General features: G+C 68.5%; 14 protein-coding genes. 5 read left to right on the forward strand and 9 right to left on the reverse strand.

Annotated elements, in window-relative coordinates; all coding sequences use genetic code 11:
• Positions 1–47: 47 nt before the first annotated feature.
• From DELCS14_RS16715 to mltG, 4 genes are all read right to left on the reverse strand, one after another.
• Positions 48–407: a PilZ domain-containing protein gene (locus DELCS14_RS16715; protein ID WP_012205228.1), complete on the reverse strand. Its 360-nt coding sequence runs from the start codon at positions 405–407 to the stop codon at positions 48–50.
• Between the two features lie 144 nt (positions 408–551).
• The gene (locus DELCS14_RS16720) at positions 552–1,601 is read right to left on the reverse strand and encodes a DNA polymerase III subunit delta' (RefSeq protein WP_013802701.1); all 1,050 of its coding nucleotides are present in this window, start codon (positions 1,599–1,601) and stop codon (positions 552–554) included.
• Positions 1,598–2,284, reverse strand: a complete 687-nt coding sequence (gene tmk, locus DELCS14_RS16725; RefSeq protein ID WP_012205226.1) for a dTMP kinase — start codon at positions 2,282–2,284, stop codon at positions 1,598–1,600. Before tmk ends, DELCS14_RS16720 begins: the two co-directional genes overlap by 4 nt.
• Before the next feature lie 57 nt (positions 2,285–2,341).
• Complete coding sequence (gene mltG, locus DELCS14_RS16730) at positions 2,342–3,355, reverse strand: endolytic transglycosylase MltG (RefSeq protein WP_013802702.1); 1,014 nt, start codon at positions 3,353–3,355, stop codon at positions 2,342–2,344.
• Positions 3,356–3,401: 46 nt separating this feature from the next.
• On the opposite strand from mltG, the gene DELCS14_RS16735 reads away from it, so the two are divergent.
• On the forward strand, positions 3,402–4,349 hold the full coding sequence (locus DELCS14_RS16735) for a folate-binding protein YgfZ (protein WP_013802703.1): 948 nt from the start codon (positions 3,402–3,404) through the stop codon (positions 4,347–4,349).
• A 35-nt stretch (positions 4,350–4,384) separates the two neighbouring features.
• Here the strand turns inward: DELCS14_RS16735 and DELCS14_RS16740 are convergent, their stop codons facing one another.
• Both DELCS14_RS16740 and DELCS14_RS16745 read right to left on the reverse strand, forming a co-directional pair.
• The gene (locus DELCS14_RS16740) at positions 4,385–5,248 is read right to left on the reverse strand and encodes a YbgC/FadM family acyl-CoA thioesterase (RefSeq protein WP_013802704.1); all 864 of its coding nucleotides are present in this window, start codon (positions 5,246–5,248) and stop codon (positions 4,385–4,387) included.
• 60 nt (positions 5,249–5,308) lie between these two features.
• Positions 5,309–6,313 (reverse strand): alpha/beta hydrolase, encoded by a 1,005-nt coding sequence (locus DELCS14_RS16745; protein WP_013802705.1) that lies wholly within the window; start codon positions 6,311–6,313, stop codon positions 5,309–5,311.
• 300 nt (positions 6,314–6,613) lie between these two features.
• On the opposite strand from DELCS14_RS16745, the gene DELCS14_RS16750 reads away from it, so the two are divergent.
• The gene (locus DELCS14_RS16750; protein ID WP_013802706.1) at positions 6,614–7,750 is read left to right on the forward strand and encodes an iron-containing alcohol dehydrogenase; all 1,137 of its coding nucleotides are present in this window, start codon (positions 6,614–6,616) and stop codon (positions 7,748–7,750) included.
• A 7-nt stretch (positions 7,751–7,757) separates the two neighbouring features.
• Here the strand turns inward: DELCS14_RS16750 and DELCS14_RS16755 are convergent, their stop codons facing one another.
• The 3 genes from DELCS14_RS16755 to DELCS14_RS16765 all read right to left on the reverse strand — a co-directional run bounded on the left by DELCS14_RS16755 (position 7,758) and on the right by DELCS14_RS16765 (position 12,288).
• Positions 7,758–10,361, reverse strand: a complete 2,604-nt coding sequence (locus tag DELCS14_RS16755) for an AI-2E family transporter (RefSeq protein WP_013802707.1) — start codon at positions 10,359–10,361, stop codon at positions 7,758–7,760.
• Positions 10,362–10,506: 145 nt separating this feature from the next.
• Entirely contained in the window at positions 10,507–11,433 is a 927-nt protein-coding gene (locus DELCS14_RS16760; protein ID WP_013802708.1) for an ATP-binding protein, read from the reverse strand.
• 75 nt (positions 11,434–11,508) lie between these two features.
• Positions 11,509–12,288 carry a response regulator transcription factor gene (locus DELCS14_RS16765; RefSeq protein WP_012205218.1) on the reverse strand — a complete coding sequence of 260 codons (780 nt, stop codon included), beginning with the start codon at positions 12,286–12,288 and terminating at the stop codon, positions 11,509–11,511.
• Between the two features lie 656 nt (positions 12,289–12,944).
• Between DELCS14_RS16765 and DELCS14_RS16770 the strand changes: the two genes are divergently transcribed.
• The 3 genes from DELCS14_RS16770 to DELCS14_RS16780 all read left to right on the forward strand — a co-directional run bounded on the left by DELCS14_RS16770 (position 12,945) and on the right by DELCS14_RS16780 (position 15,822).
• Positions 12,945–13,424 carry a hypothetical protein gene (locus tag DELCS14_RS16770; protein ID WP_013802709.1) on the forward strand — a complete coding sequence of 160 codons (480 nt, stop codon included), beginning with the start codon at positions 12,945–12,947 and terminating at the stop codon, positions 13,422–13,424.
• A 197-nt stretch (positions 13,425–13,621) separates the two neighbouring features.
• The gene (locus DELCS14_RS16775) at positions 13,622–13,945 is read left to right on the forward strand and encodes a hypothetical protein (RefSeq protein WP_224985943.1); all 324 of its coding nucleotides are present in this window, start codon (positions 13,622–13,624) and stop codon (positions 13,943–13,945) included.
• 239 nt (positions 13,946–14,184) lie between these two features.
• Positions 14,185–15,822 (forward strand): DUF4384 domain-containing protein, encoded by a 1,638-nt coding sequence (locus tag DELCS14_RS16780; RefSeq protein ID WP_013802710.1) that lies wholly within the window; start codon positions 14,185–14,187, stop codon positions 15,820–15,822.
• The last annotated feature ends 14 nt before the right edge of the window (positions 15,823–15,836 follow it).

Below are 15,836 nucleotides of genomic sequence, written 5' to 3' on the forward strand. Positions count from 1 at the left end.
AGAGCATTTCCTCCGTGTCGGCATGCGGGCAGAGGCAGGTGAAGGACTCAGACCGTCTGCGTGGCCTTGTCCGAGGCCAGGGCCGAGCCCAGGATGTTCTCGATCTTGGCCTTGAGCTCGGCGGACTTCTCGTCCTTGGGGAACTGTATGCCTATGCCCTGCGTGCGGTTGCCCGAGGCGCGCGCGGGCGTGATCCACGCCACGCGGCCGGCCACGGGGTAGCGCTGGGGCTCGTCGGGCAGGGTCAGCAGCACGTAGACATCATCGCCAAGACGGTACTCACGCTGCGTGGGCACGAAAACGCCCCCTTCGGCGAACATGGGAATGTAGGCGGCGTACAGCGCTGCCTTTTCCTTGATCGCCAGTTGCATCACGCTGGGACGGGGTGTGGTGGGTGCGGTGCTCATGGATGGTTTGCAGACATTGGTTCGGTGAGCGGCCGGCGCGATCGGCACCGAGCCCAGGGCAGTAGGTTAACAGGCCGGGCTTTCATGTGGCGAAAAGCACCCAGCCGCGCTGCTGCACTGCCGCCACGCCCCGCTCCCCGCGCCTCATCCCCGGCGCTGGCGGGCAGGCTGGCCGGACATGAGCACGCGCCGGGCCTCGGCGGCCAGGGCCTCGGTCATGAGCCCGGCGTTGAAGGGGTGGTCCGCCGTGCGCGCGGCCTGGGCCAGGGCGCGTGACCATTCGGCCAGCAGGCCCATGTCCAGCGGACGCGACGGCAGGTCGGCCGGCGTGAAGTAGCGCGGCGCGGCGCCTGCGGCCAGGGCCATCAGGTCGTGGCAGATCTTCTGCAAGGCCTCCACGGCATGGGGCGGAGCATAGGCGGCCAGGGCCGCCACATCGCCCTTGGCCAGCGCACGCGGCAACTGGGACCATGCGGCCATGTCCTTGCCGCCACCGCTGTGCGCCAATGCCAGCGCGTCGCCGGGCCGCCCGCCTGCGGCGCGCAGCGCCACGGCGGCCGCTTCCGGGGCCACGCCCTGCCCCTGCAGCCAGGCCAGGGCCTCTTGCTGATCGGGCCAGGCCATGGTGTGGGTCAGGCAACGGCTGCGGATGGTGGGCAGCAGCTGGTGGGCCGCCTCGCTGGCCAGCACGAAGCGGGCATCGCCCGGCGGCTCCTCCAGCGTCTTGAGCAGCGCATTGGCCGTGATGGCGTTCATCTGCTCGGCCGGGTAGACCAGCACGGCCTTGCCGCGCCCGCGCGCGCTGGTGCGCTGGCAGAACTCCACGGCGTCGCGCATGGCCTCGACACGGATTTCCTTGCTGGGCTTGCGCTTCTTGTCGTCGATATCGGCCTGGGCCTTCTCGGGCAGCGGCCAGCCCAGCGCCATCATCTGCACCTCGGGCATGAGCACGCACAGGTCGGCATGGGCGCGCACGTCGATGGCGTGGCAGCTGCCGCAGTGGCCGCAGGCTCCCTGGGGCGACGGCGATTCGCACAGCCAGGCGCGCACCAACGACAGCGACAGCGCGTACTGGCCCAGGCCGGAAGGCCCCTGCAGCAGCCAGGCGTGGCCGCGCTGGGCCAGCAGGCGCATGCGTTGCCCGGCGATCCAGGCGGTGTCGGTCTCGGCCGGTTGTGGCAGGGCCTCGCTCATGCCGCACCTGCCTGTCCGCCGACCATGATGGCCAGCCAGCCCCGGCGCACCATGACCTGGGTGATCTGCTGCCAGACCGCATGCCGGCTGGCGTTGGAGTCGATCCGCGCAAAGCGCTGGGGCGCGGCGGCAGCGCGCGCCGCATAGCCCTGGGCCACGCGTGCGAAAAAGCTGCCGGGCTCGGACTCGAAGCGGTCCGGGACACGGGCCGAGGCCAGGCGCTCGGCGGCCACCTCGGCGGGCAGGTCGAACCAGAGCGTGAGGTGGGGCTCGCGCAGCAGATCGGGCTGGGGGGCGGTGCCCGTCTGCACCATGCGCTCCAGCGTGGCCAGCGGCTGCAGGTCGAAGCCCCGGCCCGCACCCTGGTAGGCAAAGGTGGCATCGGTGAAGCGGTCGCAGAGCACGACTTCGCCGCGCGCCAGCGCGGGCTCGATCACCTGCACCAGGTGGTCGCGTCGCGCGGCAAAGGCGATCAGGGCCTCGGTCAGCGGGTCCATGGCGTCGTGCAGCATCAGCGCGCGCAGCTTTTCGGCCAGCGGCGTGCCGCCGGGCTCGCGGGTGAGCGTCACCGTGCGGCCCTGGTCACGGAAAGCCTGGGCCAGCGACGCGATGTGCGAGGACTTGCCGGCGCCATCGATGCCTTCGAAGCTGATGAACAGGCCGGCGGGAGTTGCAGTGGTCATATGGAAAGAGAGGATACGCAAGCGCTGCGCAAAGCGCAGCAGCCCTGGGGGAATATCTCAGGGCTTTTGCCCAGGGCTTTGCTGACCGCGCTGGTAGCGGTTCACGGCGCGGTTGTGCTCGTCCAGCGAGGCACTGAAATGGCTGGTGCCGTCGCCACGCGCCACAAAATACAGCGCCTTGGTCTGTCCGGGCTGCACGGCGGCCATGAGGGCGGCCTTGCCGGGCATGGCGATGGGCGTGGGCGGCAGGCCCGCGCGGGTGTAGGTGTTCCAGGGAGTATCGGTCTGCAGGTCGCGGCGGCGCAGGTTGCCGTCGAATTTCTCGCCCAGGCCGTAGATCACGGTGGGATCGGTCTGCAGCAGCATGCCGATGCGCAGGCGGTTGCTGAAGACACCGGCAATCTGTGCGCGGTCGGCCGCGCGGCCGGTTTCCTTCTCGACGATGCTGGCCAGGATCAGCGCTTCGTCGGGCGTCTTGAGCGGCGTGTCGGCCGAGCGCAACGCCCAGACATCGGCCAGGCGCCGGTCCATGGCATGCAGGGCGCGGCGCAGCACGGCCAGGTCGGAGCTGCCCTTGGCATAGGTATAGGTATCGGGGAAGAAGCGGCCCTCGGGTGCTACGCCCGCGCGGCCCAGGGCCTGCATGAGGGCAGCGTCGTCCATGCCTGCGCTTTCCTGGCGCAGGAATTCCTCGCGGGCCAGGGCGGCGCGCACCTGGCGCCAGTTCCAGCCTTCCACCAGGGTCAACGCCTTGAGCGATTCCTCGCCGCGCGCGAGTTTTTGCAGCAGCACATAGGGAGTCAGGCCCGTGGTCAGCTCATAGTTGCCGGCCTTGATCTGCCGGTCCCGCCCCGAGACGCGGAACCAGGCGTACAGCAGCCGCGCATCGGTCTGCACGCCGGCCTTGACCACTTCGCGGGCCACGCCACGCGGCGTGGTGCCGGGCTCGACCTCCAGCTCCAGCGTGGGCTGGGCCAGCGGCAGCGGCTGGTTCAGCCACCACCAGCCGGCACCGGCCAGCACGGCGGCCAGCACCAGCAACATCATCAAAGCGCGAAAGATAAAGCGCACAACCTCGGTCCAAGCAAGCAATAGAGCGGCTGATCATAATTCAGCCATGACCCAGCCTTTACTGAACGGCATTGCTTCCGTTCCCCATCTCGGCGTGATACGCGCCCTCGGCGAAGACGCCGCCCAGTTCCTGCATGGACAGCTGACCAACGACTTCGCGCTGCTGGATCTGCAGCACGCGCGTCTGTCGGCGTTCTGCACGGCCAAGGGCCGCATGCTGGCCAGCTTCATCGGCTTCAAGCGCAGCAAGGACGAGATCCTGCTGCTGTGCGACCGCAGCCTGCTGGCGCCCACGCTCAAGCGCCTGTCCATGTTCGTGCTGCGCGCCAAGTGCAAGCTCAGCGACGCCACGGCCGAATTCACGCTGCACGGGCTGGCTGGCGATGCCGCCGCGCAGGCCCTGGGCCCGGCAGCCGTGCCCTGGACCAAGACCGATGACGGCGACGCCAGCCTGATCGCCCTGTACCCGGCCGCCGGCCAGCCGCGCGCCCTGCGCGTGGCGCCCGTGGGCGCGCCCCTGCCCGAAGGCCCTGCACTCGGAGAGGCCGACTGGCTCTGGAGCGAAGTCGCCAGCGGCATTGCCACGCTGTCGGCGCCTGTCGTGGATGCCTTTGTGCCGCAGATGCTCAACTACGAATCGGTGGAGGGCGTGAATTTCAAGAAGGGCTGCTACCCAGGCCAGGAGGTGGTGGCCCGCAGCCAGTTCCGGGGCACGCTCAAGCGCCGCGCCTACCTTGCCCATGCACAGCAGCCGCTGGCCACCGGCATGGAGGTCTTCACGCCCGAGGACCTGGAGCAGGCCACCGGCACCGTGGTCCAGGCCGCCCCGGCGCCCGGTGGCGGCTGGGACGCCATCGTCTCCATGCAGACCAGCTCGGCCGACCAACCCCTGCTGGCCCACGCCGCACTGGGCGAAGGCCAGCGCGCCGATGCCGCACAGGCCTTGGCGCTGCAGCTCAAGCCCCTGCCCTACGCGTTGCGCGAGGACATCTGAGATTTGAGCCTTGCACCGCCTGAGCTGCCTGCAGCTCAGGCGGTGAGCACTTTCCTCATGGTGATGTGGGGGATGCCGGCCTCTTCATAGGGCTCGCCTTCCGGCGTGAAGCCGGCGCGCAGGTAGAACGACTCGGCATGGCGCTGCGCATGCAGCACGACTTCGCGGTCGCCGCGCTGGCGGGAGGCTTCGACCAGGCTGTCCAGCACGATGCGGCCCCAGCGGCCGCCGCGCACGCTGCGGTCCACGGCCATGCGGCCGATCCTGCCCGCGCCGGGGCTGTCGCTGACCAGGCGGCCGGTGGCAATGGGCTGGCCCAGGCCGTTGTAGACCACGGCGTGGCGGGCCACGGGGTCGAACTCGTCGATCTCGATCTCGCGCGGCACGCCCTGCTCGTGCACGAACACGGCCAGGCGCAGGCGCTCGGCGTCGCGGCCCAGGTCGTTCCAGCTGCCCGATGCCACGCGCACCACGCTCTGGCCGGCCTCATAGGCCGTGAGCACGTCGCGCAGCTGCTGCGGCACGGGCAGCGGCTGGCGCGTGGTGGCATCGGCGAACACATAGACCAGTTCCACGGTGTTGAGCAGTTCCATGCCGCGGAAGATGCCGGCCTCGAACAACAGCGAGGTATTGCCCTGCCTGGCACAGCGTATGCCCACATGCAGCACGTCGCCCAGCGTGGCCGATGCGTGGTAGGTGGTGGTGGCCTTCTTGACGAACAGCTCGCCGCCCAGGGCCGCGAAGGACGACTCATAGGGCATGCCCAGCTGGCGCCAGTAGTCGGTGACGGCCACGTCGGCGTACATCAGGTAGTGGGCGTTGAAGACGATCTTCTGGGCGTCCACTTCGGACCAGCGCACTTCGATGCGTTGCAGCGTGCGGAAATCTTGGCGTTGCATGGGGGTGTTTCTCTCCTGTTGTCTTGGGGTGTCTTGGTGTGTTTTGGTGCGTCTTGGCCTTCAGGCTGCGAAGGCGTCGCTCAAGGCGCGCGCCATGTCGGCATGTGCACGGCGCGCTTCGGCAATGGCGCGGCCCATCTTGACGAATTCATGGGTCACGCCCCGATAGATCTCCAGGTCCACGGGCACGCCGGACATGCGCAGCTTGTCGGCGTATTCCACGCCCTCATCCACCAGCGGGTCGCATTCGGCCAGGCCTATCCAGGCCGGGGCCACGCCGTCCACATCGGGGGCCAGCAGCGGGGCAAAGCGCCAGTCCTCGCGGTCGGCGGGGCTGTTGAGGTACTGGGCGAAGAACCAGGTGATGGCAGGCTCGTCGATCACCAGCCCGTGGGCGAAGCGGCGGTGCGAGTCGGTGTCCTGGTTCGCCGTAGTGCCCGGGTAGATCAGCAGTTGCAAGGCCAGCTTGAGGCCGGTGTCGCGCGCATGGATGGCGCAGGCCGCGGCCAGCGTGCCGCCCGCGCTGTCGCCGCCCACGGCCAGGCGCGCAGGGTCGGCGCCCAGCGAGGCCGCCTGCGCGGCCAGCCACTGCAGCGCGTCCCAGGCGTCGTTGTGGGCCGTGGGGAATTTGTGCTCTGGCGCGCGCCGGTAGTCCAGCGAGACCACCATGGCGCCCGACAGATGGGCCAGCTGGCGGCACAGCACGTCGTGCGTGGCCACGCTGCCCACGGTGAAGCCGCCGCCGTGCAGGTACAGCAGCACGGGCAGGCCCGTGGCCGGCGTCTGGCTGCGCTCCACGGGCGCATAGAGCCGCGCAGGCAGCAAGGCGCCATCGCGCGCGGGAATCTGCAGATCCTCGACACGCGGCAGAACCGGCTTGGGAATTTCGAGCACGCCGGCCCCCGCCTCGTAGGCGGCACGTGCGCCCTCGGCGCCCAGCTGGTGCAGGGGCGTGCGCGCGGCACGCTCCATGCGGCGCAGCACATCGCGCATCTGGTGGGTCAGGGACGCCGGCAGCGGCGTGGCATGGGAGGAGGATTCAGTCTGGGGCACGTTCAGGAGCACGTTCAGGGACAGGTTCGGTAGCGACTATCTGGCAAGGCAATTCGGTGCGGCCGGCCAAGTGCGGCCGGCAAGGTGCGGCCGACCAGGCACGGCAGGCACAGCGCAGCAGGCATTGTGCCGCGAGCACAAGGCCCTGGCAGCCATGCGATGGCAGCGCATGCCCGCGCTGTCGCCCCCGTGACCGCCGCAGCGCCCTCTCAGGGTTTGCTTTGTTTGCAGTGCAGCACGCGCGGTCTAGATTCGGCGCACTCCCCCTGATCCCCACCATGGGCCGCAACGGCCCGCAACGAGTCACCGACCATGGCCTTCATCAACTACGTCACCCAGATCCAGTTTGACTTCGGCGCCGTGCGCCTGTTGCGCCAGGAGTGCGAGCGCGTGGGCATCACGCGGCCGCTGATCGTCACCGACCAGGGCGTCAAGGCCGCTGGCGTGCTGCAAAAGGCGCTGGATGCGCTGGGCGGCATGCCGCATGCGGTGTTCGACCAGACGCCCTCCAACCCCACCGAGGCCGCCGTGCGCGCGGCCGCTGCCATCTACCAGGAGCAGCGCTGCAACGGCCTGATCGCCGTGGGCGGCGGCAGCGCCATCGACTGCGCCAAGGGCGTGGCGATTGCAGCCACGCACGAAGGGCCGCTGTCGCACTACGCCACCATCGAGGGAGGCTCGCCGCGCATCAGCGAGCGCGTGGCCCCGCTGATCGCCGTGCCCACCACCAGCGGCACGGGCAGCGAGGTGGCGCGCGGCGCCATCATCATCGTGGACGACCACCGCAAGCTGGGCTTTCACAGCTGGCACCTGGTGCCCCGTGCCGCCATCTGCGACCCTGAACTGACCTACGGCCTGCCCGCCATGCTGACGGCCGCCACGGGCATGGACGCCATCGCCCATTGCATGGAGACCTTCATGGCGGCGGCCTTCAACCCGCCTGCCGACGGCATTGCGCTCGATGGCCTCACGCGCGGCTGGGCCCACATCGAGCGCGCCACGCGCAACGGCCAGGACGCCGAGGCGCGCCGCCAGCTGATGAGCGCCAGCATGCAGGGCGCCATGGCCTTCCAGAAGGGCCTGGGCTGCGTGCACAGCCTCAGCCACAGCCTGGGCGGCGTGAACCCGCGCCTGCACCATGGCACGCTGAACGCCATGTTCCTGCCCGCCGTGGTGCGCTTCAATGCCGAGGCCGAGAGCGTGCGCGCCGAACAGCGCCTGCAGCGCATGGCCCACGCCATGGGCCTGGACTCGGGCAGCGACATTCCCGAAGCCATACGCGACATGAACGCCCGCCTGGGCCTGCCCACGGGCCTGGCGGCCATGGGCGTGGAGCGCGCGCAGTTTGCAGCCGTGATCGGCGGCGCGCTCAAGGACCATTGCCACGGCACGAACCCGCGCCTGGCCAGCGCCGACGACTACGAGCAGATGCTGGCCACCTCGCTGTAAGCGGGACTCAGCCGCCAGCACTCGGCTGGGGTGTTGTCGATGGTGACGACGATGGTGGCTGGGATGCCACTTGCGCCGAAGTTTGTGCCGAAGTCTGCACTGGAGCCGGCGCAGCGCCAGCTTCCATCATCCGGCGCACTTCCACGTTCTGCATCAACTGCTCGGCCATGACGCCCAGCAGTTCCAGATCGGCCGCCGAGACCTCGCGCGGCGCGTCGTCCATGATGCAAAAGCTGCCCAGCACCGTGCCGTGGCGGTTCTTGAGCGGCACGCCCGCATAAAAGCGCAGCCGCATCGCCTGCAACGCGGGGTTGCCGGCAAATCGGGGGTCGCGCGCGGCGTCATGCACCACCAGGGCGTCACCGCCATGGACCACGTAGGAGCAGATGGACTGCGCACGCGGCATGCCGGCGGAAGCCGGGTCGCCCTGGTCCGCCACCAGCAGGCTGCCCGGCGTGTGCACGCGGTCGGCATCGACCCATGAGACCTGGGCCCATTTCACATCGAAGGCATTCGCGGCCTGCTGGGCTGCCTCGTGGTACAGCTGCGGCAGGCCGGGCGCGAGCACGCCGCTGTCGTGCAGCTGGCGCACGCGCTGCGCATCGTCATCGGGAATGGGCGCGGCCAGGCCCTGGCCTGCCGCGTCAGGCAGGCGCAAGGCGTCCACCCACAACTGCAGCTCGCGCAGGCCGGACACGCAGGCGGCGGCGCCGCAGCGGCGCGCGAACTCGGGGTCGGACACCACGGCCGGCGCATTCCACAGCGCCAGCACCACGCGCAGGTGCGGCCAATGGCGGCGCACGCGGCGCATCAGTTGGCGCACCACGGTCTGGGGCTGGGTGCTGAAGACGGACAGCACCAGCAACTGCGCCTCGGCCAGGGCCTGGGCTCCTGCGTGGCCTTGCGGCAGGCCGCCCTGCCCCGGTCCCAGCTGGCGCCATTGCGGGTCGGCGGCCAGGGCCCAGTCCGAGCAGCTGACCACGTGGCCGCGCAGCGCCTCGCTGTGCGCCACCATGGCGGCGGCCAGGGCATCGACCTCCCAGCGCGCGCCCACGCAATGGATGCGCAGGGCGCGCGTGGCCAGGGCCGCAGCGGGCGGCGGATGGCTTTCGCGCAGTTCCTCGATCAGGGCATCCATGCCGCTGGACAGGCGCAGCCGGTGTTCGGCCGTGGCCGATTCCAGGTGCTGCTGCGTGGCCAGGCGCAGTGCGGGGATGGCCACCTCGTCATAGAAACCGGCCACCGCTGCCGAGCGTTCGTCCGCCGAGGCGCGCGCCGGCAGCCTTGCGTCCACCAGTTCATGCGCCAGCGTGACCGCGTCTTCCACGTCGTCGGCCAGCAGGCGCTGGTACAGGCGCTGGGCCGGCCCCAGCACGGGCGAGCTGCCCAGCAGCACTTCCATGAATTGCAGCGCCGGGATGTAGCGCCCCAGCACCAGCAGGCAGACCGTCAGCGGGGTGGACAGGATCAGCCCTATCGGCCCCCACAGCGCCGTCCAGAAGGTGGCCGACACGATGATGGACAGCGTGGACAGGCCCGTGCTGCTGCCATACAGCCAGGGCTCGATGAGGTTGTTGCTGATCAGCTCCAGCGCCATGATCAGGCCCAGCGTCATCAGCAGCATCTGCCAGCCCGGGTCCACGGCAAAGGCCAGCGCCAGCGGGAAGGCGGCCGAGATCATGGCCCCCACATAGGGCACGAAACGCATGATGGCCGCCAGCACGCCCCAGAGAATGGCGCCCGGCACGCCAATGAACCACAGCCCCGCCGCCATGGGCAGTCCGTAGGTGATGTTGACGACGAACTGCATGCGCAGGTACTTGCCTATGCGCTGCGAGGCCTCGTCCAGCGCGTCGGTGGCCACGTGCAGGTTGCCGCCCATCAGGCGCAGCAGCCGGTCGCGCAGGTCATCGCGGTCCAGCAGGATGAGGATCACGAACAGCAGCACGATGCCGGCCATGGTCACGGGCTCGGCCACGCGGCCCAGCCACTGCAGCATGCGCGCCGTGGGCTTTTGCTCGGGCGACTGGATCTCCACCTTCTGCACGCGGGGCGTGGTGGCGCCGCGCGATATCTCGCGCTCCACGGTGTCATAGGTGCGCAGCGCGCCGTCCCAGGCACTGGGCATGTTGGCGTTCCTGCGCAGGCTGCGCAGCTTGTCGCGGATGGTGTTCTGGTAGGTGGGCAGATCGGCGCTGAGCTGCTGCACCTGGCTGCCCAGATAGGTACCCATTCCCGCCAGCGTCGCCAGCGCCATGACCACCACCAGCAGCGTGGCCGCCATGCGCGGCATGCCCCAGCGCTTGAGCCGGGAGACGGCCGGATCCAGCAAAAAACCGAACAACAGCGCCAGCGCCAGCGGAATCAGCAGACCCTGGCCGAAATACAGGCCGGCAATGACGATGCTGGCCACCAGCAGCCCGGTGAGCAGGCGCAGCGCAGGCACCATGTCGGCCAGCTGTGCCAGGCCCGGCAGGGCCGAACGCACGCTGCGCGCGAAATCTGCATGGGTAGCGGAATTCGCAGCTGCATTGGCAGCATTGGCGCCTTCGGTGGCTGCAGGAAGGGCCTGCCGTGAAGGCGACGGCGCAGGGTCGGGATGTGGGTTCATGGAAACGGGATGTCAGGGCTGGGATGCAGGTATGGATACTGCCTCACATCCGCATATCGGGGGATTGCACAGCGCGCCGCAGGCCTGCCCTGTCAGCGGGCACCGCAATTGCCGGAACGCCGTTGCCGCCGGCGCATCGGCCCGATCACCAGCGCACACGCACCACGGTACCCCCACCGGCCCGCGGCAGGATGTCCAACACAGCCCCGATGGCATGGGCGCGGCGATGCATGCCTGCCAGGCCCATGCCCTGAAGGCCAGGCGGGATGGCACCCTGCGCAGGGTCAGGGTCAGGGTCAGGGCCAGGGCCAGGGTCGGAAGGCAGGCCGCAGCCGTCATCTTCCACGCGCAGTTCCCAGTGCAATGCACGCCGGGCATCGCGGCCAGGGCTTGCAGCATCTGCACGATCCACCGGCTCCAGCACCAGCCACAGCGTGGTGGCGCGCGCATGCTGCAGCGCATTGCTCACGGCCTCCTGGGCGATGGCCAGCAACTGCTGGGACGGCTGGCCACGCGGCAAGTCTGGCAGGTCGGACAGGTCTGGCACCCCGCGCAGCCCGGCGGCGGCATGCGGATCGGCCACGCTCCAGCAGATGCGCATGCCGCGCCGGTCCAGCACGGGCTGCAGCCGGTGGCGCAGGCGCGCCAGCCGCACGGGCAAGGCGTCTTCCATGGCGTCCATGGCATCCACCATGAGCCGCAGGTCCAGCAAGCCCTGCTCCAGCAATTCCTGCGCCTGGCGCTGGCGGGTCTCGCGCGGGTCCAGCAAGGCCATGGCATGCACCAGCAGCCCGCCCACGCCGTCGTGCAGGTCGGCGGCAATGCGCCGGCGCTCGGCCTGCACTTCGCGCGAGGGCCGGGGACTGCGCCGGCGCCGCCACAGCAGCAGCCTGTGCAGTCGCCGGGCGCCCATGGCGCACAGCAGCGCCGTGGATACCAGCAGGGCCAGGCTGGCCAGGCTCAGCCACGGCGGGGCCTGGGCGCCCGCCTGCCATAGCCAGGCGCACAGGCCCAGCATCTGCAGCAGGCCCAGGGCCAGGCAGATGGCCAGCGTGCGAAGGGGATCTTTCATGGCCAAGCCGTGCCAGGCGCGGCCGCCATGGCCCGGGCGGCGGCAGGCCGCTGCGGGCAGGACGCCGCCCCAGAATCAGAACAGGCCGCGCAGCGATGCAAAGCGCACCGCCTGGGCGCGTGTGCGCACCTGCAGCTTGCGGTAGATGTTCTTGATGTGCGTGTTGACCGTCATGGCGCTGATCATCAGGCGCGAGCCGATCTCGGCGCTGGTGTAGCCGCTGGCGACCATGCGCAGCACCTCGCGCTCGCGGGTGGACAGGCGGTCTGCCTCGTCGGGCGTGCGGCGCTTGGGCTCAGCGCCCTGGGTCTTGTCGAAGCGCTGCAGCAACCTGCGCGCCAGGCTGGGGGTGACGGATGCGCCGCCATTGGCCACCTGCAGCACGGCCTGCGGATAGTTGCCGAACCAGGAGTTCTTGACGAGGTAGCCCGTGGCGCCCAGCTCGAAGGCGCGCAGCACCTGTTCGTCGTTTTCCATCACGGAGATGATGACGGCCTCGGCCGTGGGCCGCACGGTCTTCATCATGTCCAGCAGCTCGAAGCCCTCGCCGTCACCCAGGTTCAGGTCCACCAGCATCACGTCGAATTCATGCTGGCGGATGGCCTTGCGCCCGTCGCGCACGCTGCCGGCCTGGGCCACGACCAGGGTGCGCGGGTCGTTCATGATTTCCTGCGCAATGACCATGCGGATATGGGCATCGTCGTCCACCAGCAGCACCCGCACGGGCTTGTCGGGCTGGCCCGCCAGGTAGTCGGGCCACATGGCAGAGCTCAGACCTGTGCCCAGCATGCCCTGGGCGCGAGGGGACTCGGCGATCAGGGGACGGGCATCGGCGGGAACGTCGGATGGATTCATGCTGCTCTCCTCAAATGTCACGCCATGTGTATGACGCAACCGATCACAGACTTGCCTTTCCACATTAAGAGAAATCGCAACCGATATCCACAATCTTTGACGAAGTTTGTGAAAGATTGCGTAGATTACAAATTAACACCTTTGTGTGAGGAATCGACTACGGAGTTTCCTGAGCGCCGGCCCGGCAGATCTTGCGGATCCAGACACCACGCACCGCGCCTTCAATCCCGCCCTGTGACAAAGGCCGATCCTGCCTTTTTGCCGCCGACGGCCTCAGTTGCGTGCACTTCGATACACCAGGTTGCCCAAAATCCCCCGCACCCGCCGAAACGGCGACCCCAAGCAAAGCTGCAACCGTAAATTTTCTGTCGTTACACCTTGAAACTACCCAGATCCATTCATCGCGCACGGCTGCCGTTTTAACGCGATGCAGCCTGCCTGCAAACGGCTTGGGTGGGTAAGTACCCGGCAAGTGGATCAGCGCTCATGGCTACCCCGGACAAGAGATGGAACGGACGGATCTCCCCGAGCACATTGGAGTCCAGACAACGAGCAGGGGTCCAGGGAGACAAAGCCGGAAACCTCCGCAAAGTGTCTGCAAAACGGGTGCTTACACACCTCTTCCTGATAGTCCGATTCTTCATCAAGGAGCCATCATGAAATCGCTTGCAATTCTTTCCCTGAGCTTGATCGCAACAGCTGCCATGGCAGGCCCCATGGGTGGTGGCGGCGGTGGCGGCGGCGGCAGCAGCAGCTCCCAGATCGAAATCAATGGCCCCAGCGTTCAGGTCACCCTGCTGAACAGGAGCGGCGTGCTGAACGTGGCAACGGGTGGTGGCAAGGCCTCCCAGAACCTGGCCAGCAATGCAGGCAACGTGACCATCGATCGCAGTGGCAGCTCGCTGCAGGTCGTCGCAGCCACCGGCAGCGGCATCCTGAACAAGGCCGATGGCTATAGCGCAGTGGCCGTCAACAACCTGGCCTCCAACTATGGCGAAGTGGACGTGAAGAGCACTTCGATCCAGGTGGTGGCTGCCAAGAACTCCGGCATCATCAACTACGCCGGCAACGGTTCCATGGCAGTGCAGAACATCTCCAGCAACAACGGCTGCGTGACCTGCTACAACAACCACTGAGCCTGGCTGCCGGACGAAGGAAACTGCCGGGCGGCCCCAGGCCACCCGGCGGCACCTTCCCGGCGAAGACCCAGCTCACCGCACCAGGAGAGCCCACCATGCACACCGCCGCCCATCTCTGTTCGGCTGCCCTATTGGCCTGGCTCGCCCTCGGAGCGAACCCCCTTCATGCAGCGGCCCCCGGCGAAGACCCGGTGGTGCTGAACAAGCCCGTCGACTACCTCAGGCTGCCCACGGCCAAGCAGCCGACATCGTCGGGGCTGGACACCGTCACCGACATCCCCATCAATGTCAAGGCCAAGATCGCGCGCTACGAAGCCATGTCCATGACCAATGCGCCCGGTATTTCCACCGAGGCGAACGTGGTGACCACGACCACGACGAGCAGCACGGGCATGCAGCGCACCTGCACCCAGGACCTGGCCAGCAACACCAACGCCAGCGCATTCAACCGCTACGGGCCCCAGACCAAGGACCAGATCGTGGTCCTCAAGGGCGACCTGGTCAACGTCTGCCGCTAGCGCGACACAGGGCGGCCAGCCTTCGGGCCGCCCACCATTTCTCGATCCCCCATTTCCGGCGCCGACGCCCGTGCGCGCCTGTGCCCTGGCTCGCCGTTTTCCAGCAGAGGTCCATCATGCGCAACCGCCTTCCATCGCCAGGACTTCCCCGCCCCGATGCCGCGCTGCAGCCGGCACTCGGCGGCCATGCGGACGACCGTGGGACTTTCCGCCAGCGATGGTCCGGCAGACAGGGTTGCATGCGGACCATTGCCTGCGCCGTCTCTGCCTCCATCGTGCTGCTGTCGGGCTGCGCGCCGCTGGATGCGCGCAAGGACGCCAAGTACCTGGACAAGGTCTATGCGGCCGACCGCCCCGTGGTGCGGCCGGTGCGCTCGATATCGAGCTTTTCCGACTCGCTGATGTGCATGGACAGGATGTTCCGCAACAGCCACATGCCCACGGTACTGATCACCAGCAAGCAGCTGCCTGACTACTCGGGCCGCGTGGCCGTGGCCGCCAAGGAGATGGTGGTCACCGCCCTGTCCCAGATGTCGCGCGTCAGCAGTGCCTTCCGCTACGTGGACTATGAGGTGGACATCGCCCGCCAGGATACGGTGCAGAACCTCACCACCATCTTGCTCAACAACAACCAGATCCAGCTGCAGCGTCCCGCCCTGTATGTGTCGGGCGCCGTGTCCTTCATGGACCAGAACGTGCTGCGCAACAACGTGGACATAGGCACCAGCGCCTCGCGCCTGGAAACCGGCTACAGCGCCAACCGCAGCGGCGCCGTGCTCGGCATGGAGCTGCACCTGGGCGACTTCCGCACGCGCACCATCATCCCGGGCCTGGATTCGGCCAACGAGGTCGTCATCGGCAACGGCAGCCAGGGGCTGGACCTGTCCGGCCGCATCGGCACCTACGGCGTGCAGTTCAGCGTGGGCCGCGACTATGCCCAGGGCTCGGGCCCGGCCGTGCGCACCCTGGTCGAGCTGGGCATGATCGAGCTGCTGGGCAAATGGTCGCGCCTGCCCTACTGGCAGTGCCTGACGCTGGACCAGACCCACCCCGACTTCCAGCGCCAGCTGCGCGACTGGTACGAGGAAGGCGAAGCCGGCATCCACCAGGAACTGGTGCGCCAGTCGCTGATCAGCAAGGGCTATCTGCCGCCGGACGCCCCGGCCTTCACCGCAGGCAACCCGCAGTGGCGCGAGGCCATAGGGCGCTTCCAGGCGGACAGCGGCATGGTGGTCAGCGGCGTGGTGGACTTCAACACCTATGAACGCGCACTGCGCGACTTCGTGGCCGTGGGCGCCGATGGGCACATCACGCGCATTGGCTGGAACACCAAGAGCGCAGCGCCGGTCACCACCGCCTCCGAGAACGTTGCCGTGGGCACGGGCGACTACCGCTACGGCGCCCCCGCGCCCGACCGCAAGCTGGACCTGTGGGTGGAGAACATCACGCCCACGCGCACCTCCTTCGAGACGGGTGAGCAGCTCTTCCTGTCCACCACCGTGTCGCGTGCCTCCTACCTGTCGTGCTTCATGGCGGGCGCCGATGGCGAGGTCACCCGGCTGGTGCCCAACGACGTGAACCGCTCGGGCTGGATCACCGCCGCCCAGTCCGTGCGCCTGCCCGACTGGATGAGCCCCAACCCCGGCTATGTGATCAACGCCGGCCCTCCCGGCAAGGAAGGCGTGGCCTGCTTCGCCACCGAGCAGAACATGACCGACAAGCTGCCCACGCTGCTGCAGGGCAAGGCCTTCATCGCCATCCCGGGCATGCGCTCCCTGGAGGATGTCAACCAGTACATGGCAAGCTCGCTGGGCGCAGACGGGTACACCGGCTCGGCCCGCTTCTGGCAGGTGGTGCCGGCCCAGGCCAAGCGCTGATGCACGGTGCGGAA

It is taken from the genome of Delftia sp. Cs1-4 (assembly GCF_000214395.1).
GTDB lineage: Bacteria > Pseudomonadota > Gammaproteobacteria > Burkholderiales > Burkholderiaceae_C > Comamonas > Comamonas acidovorans.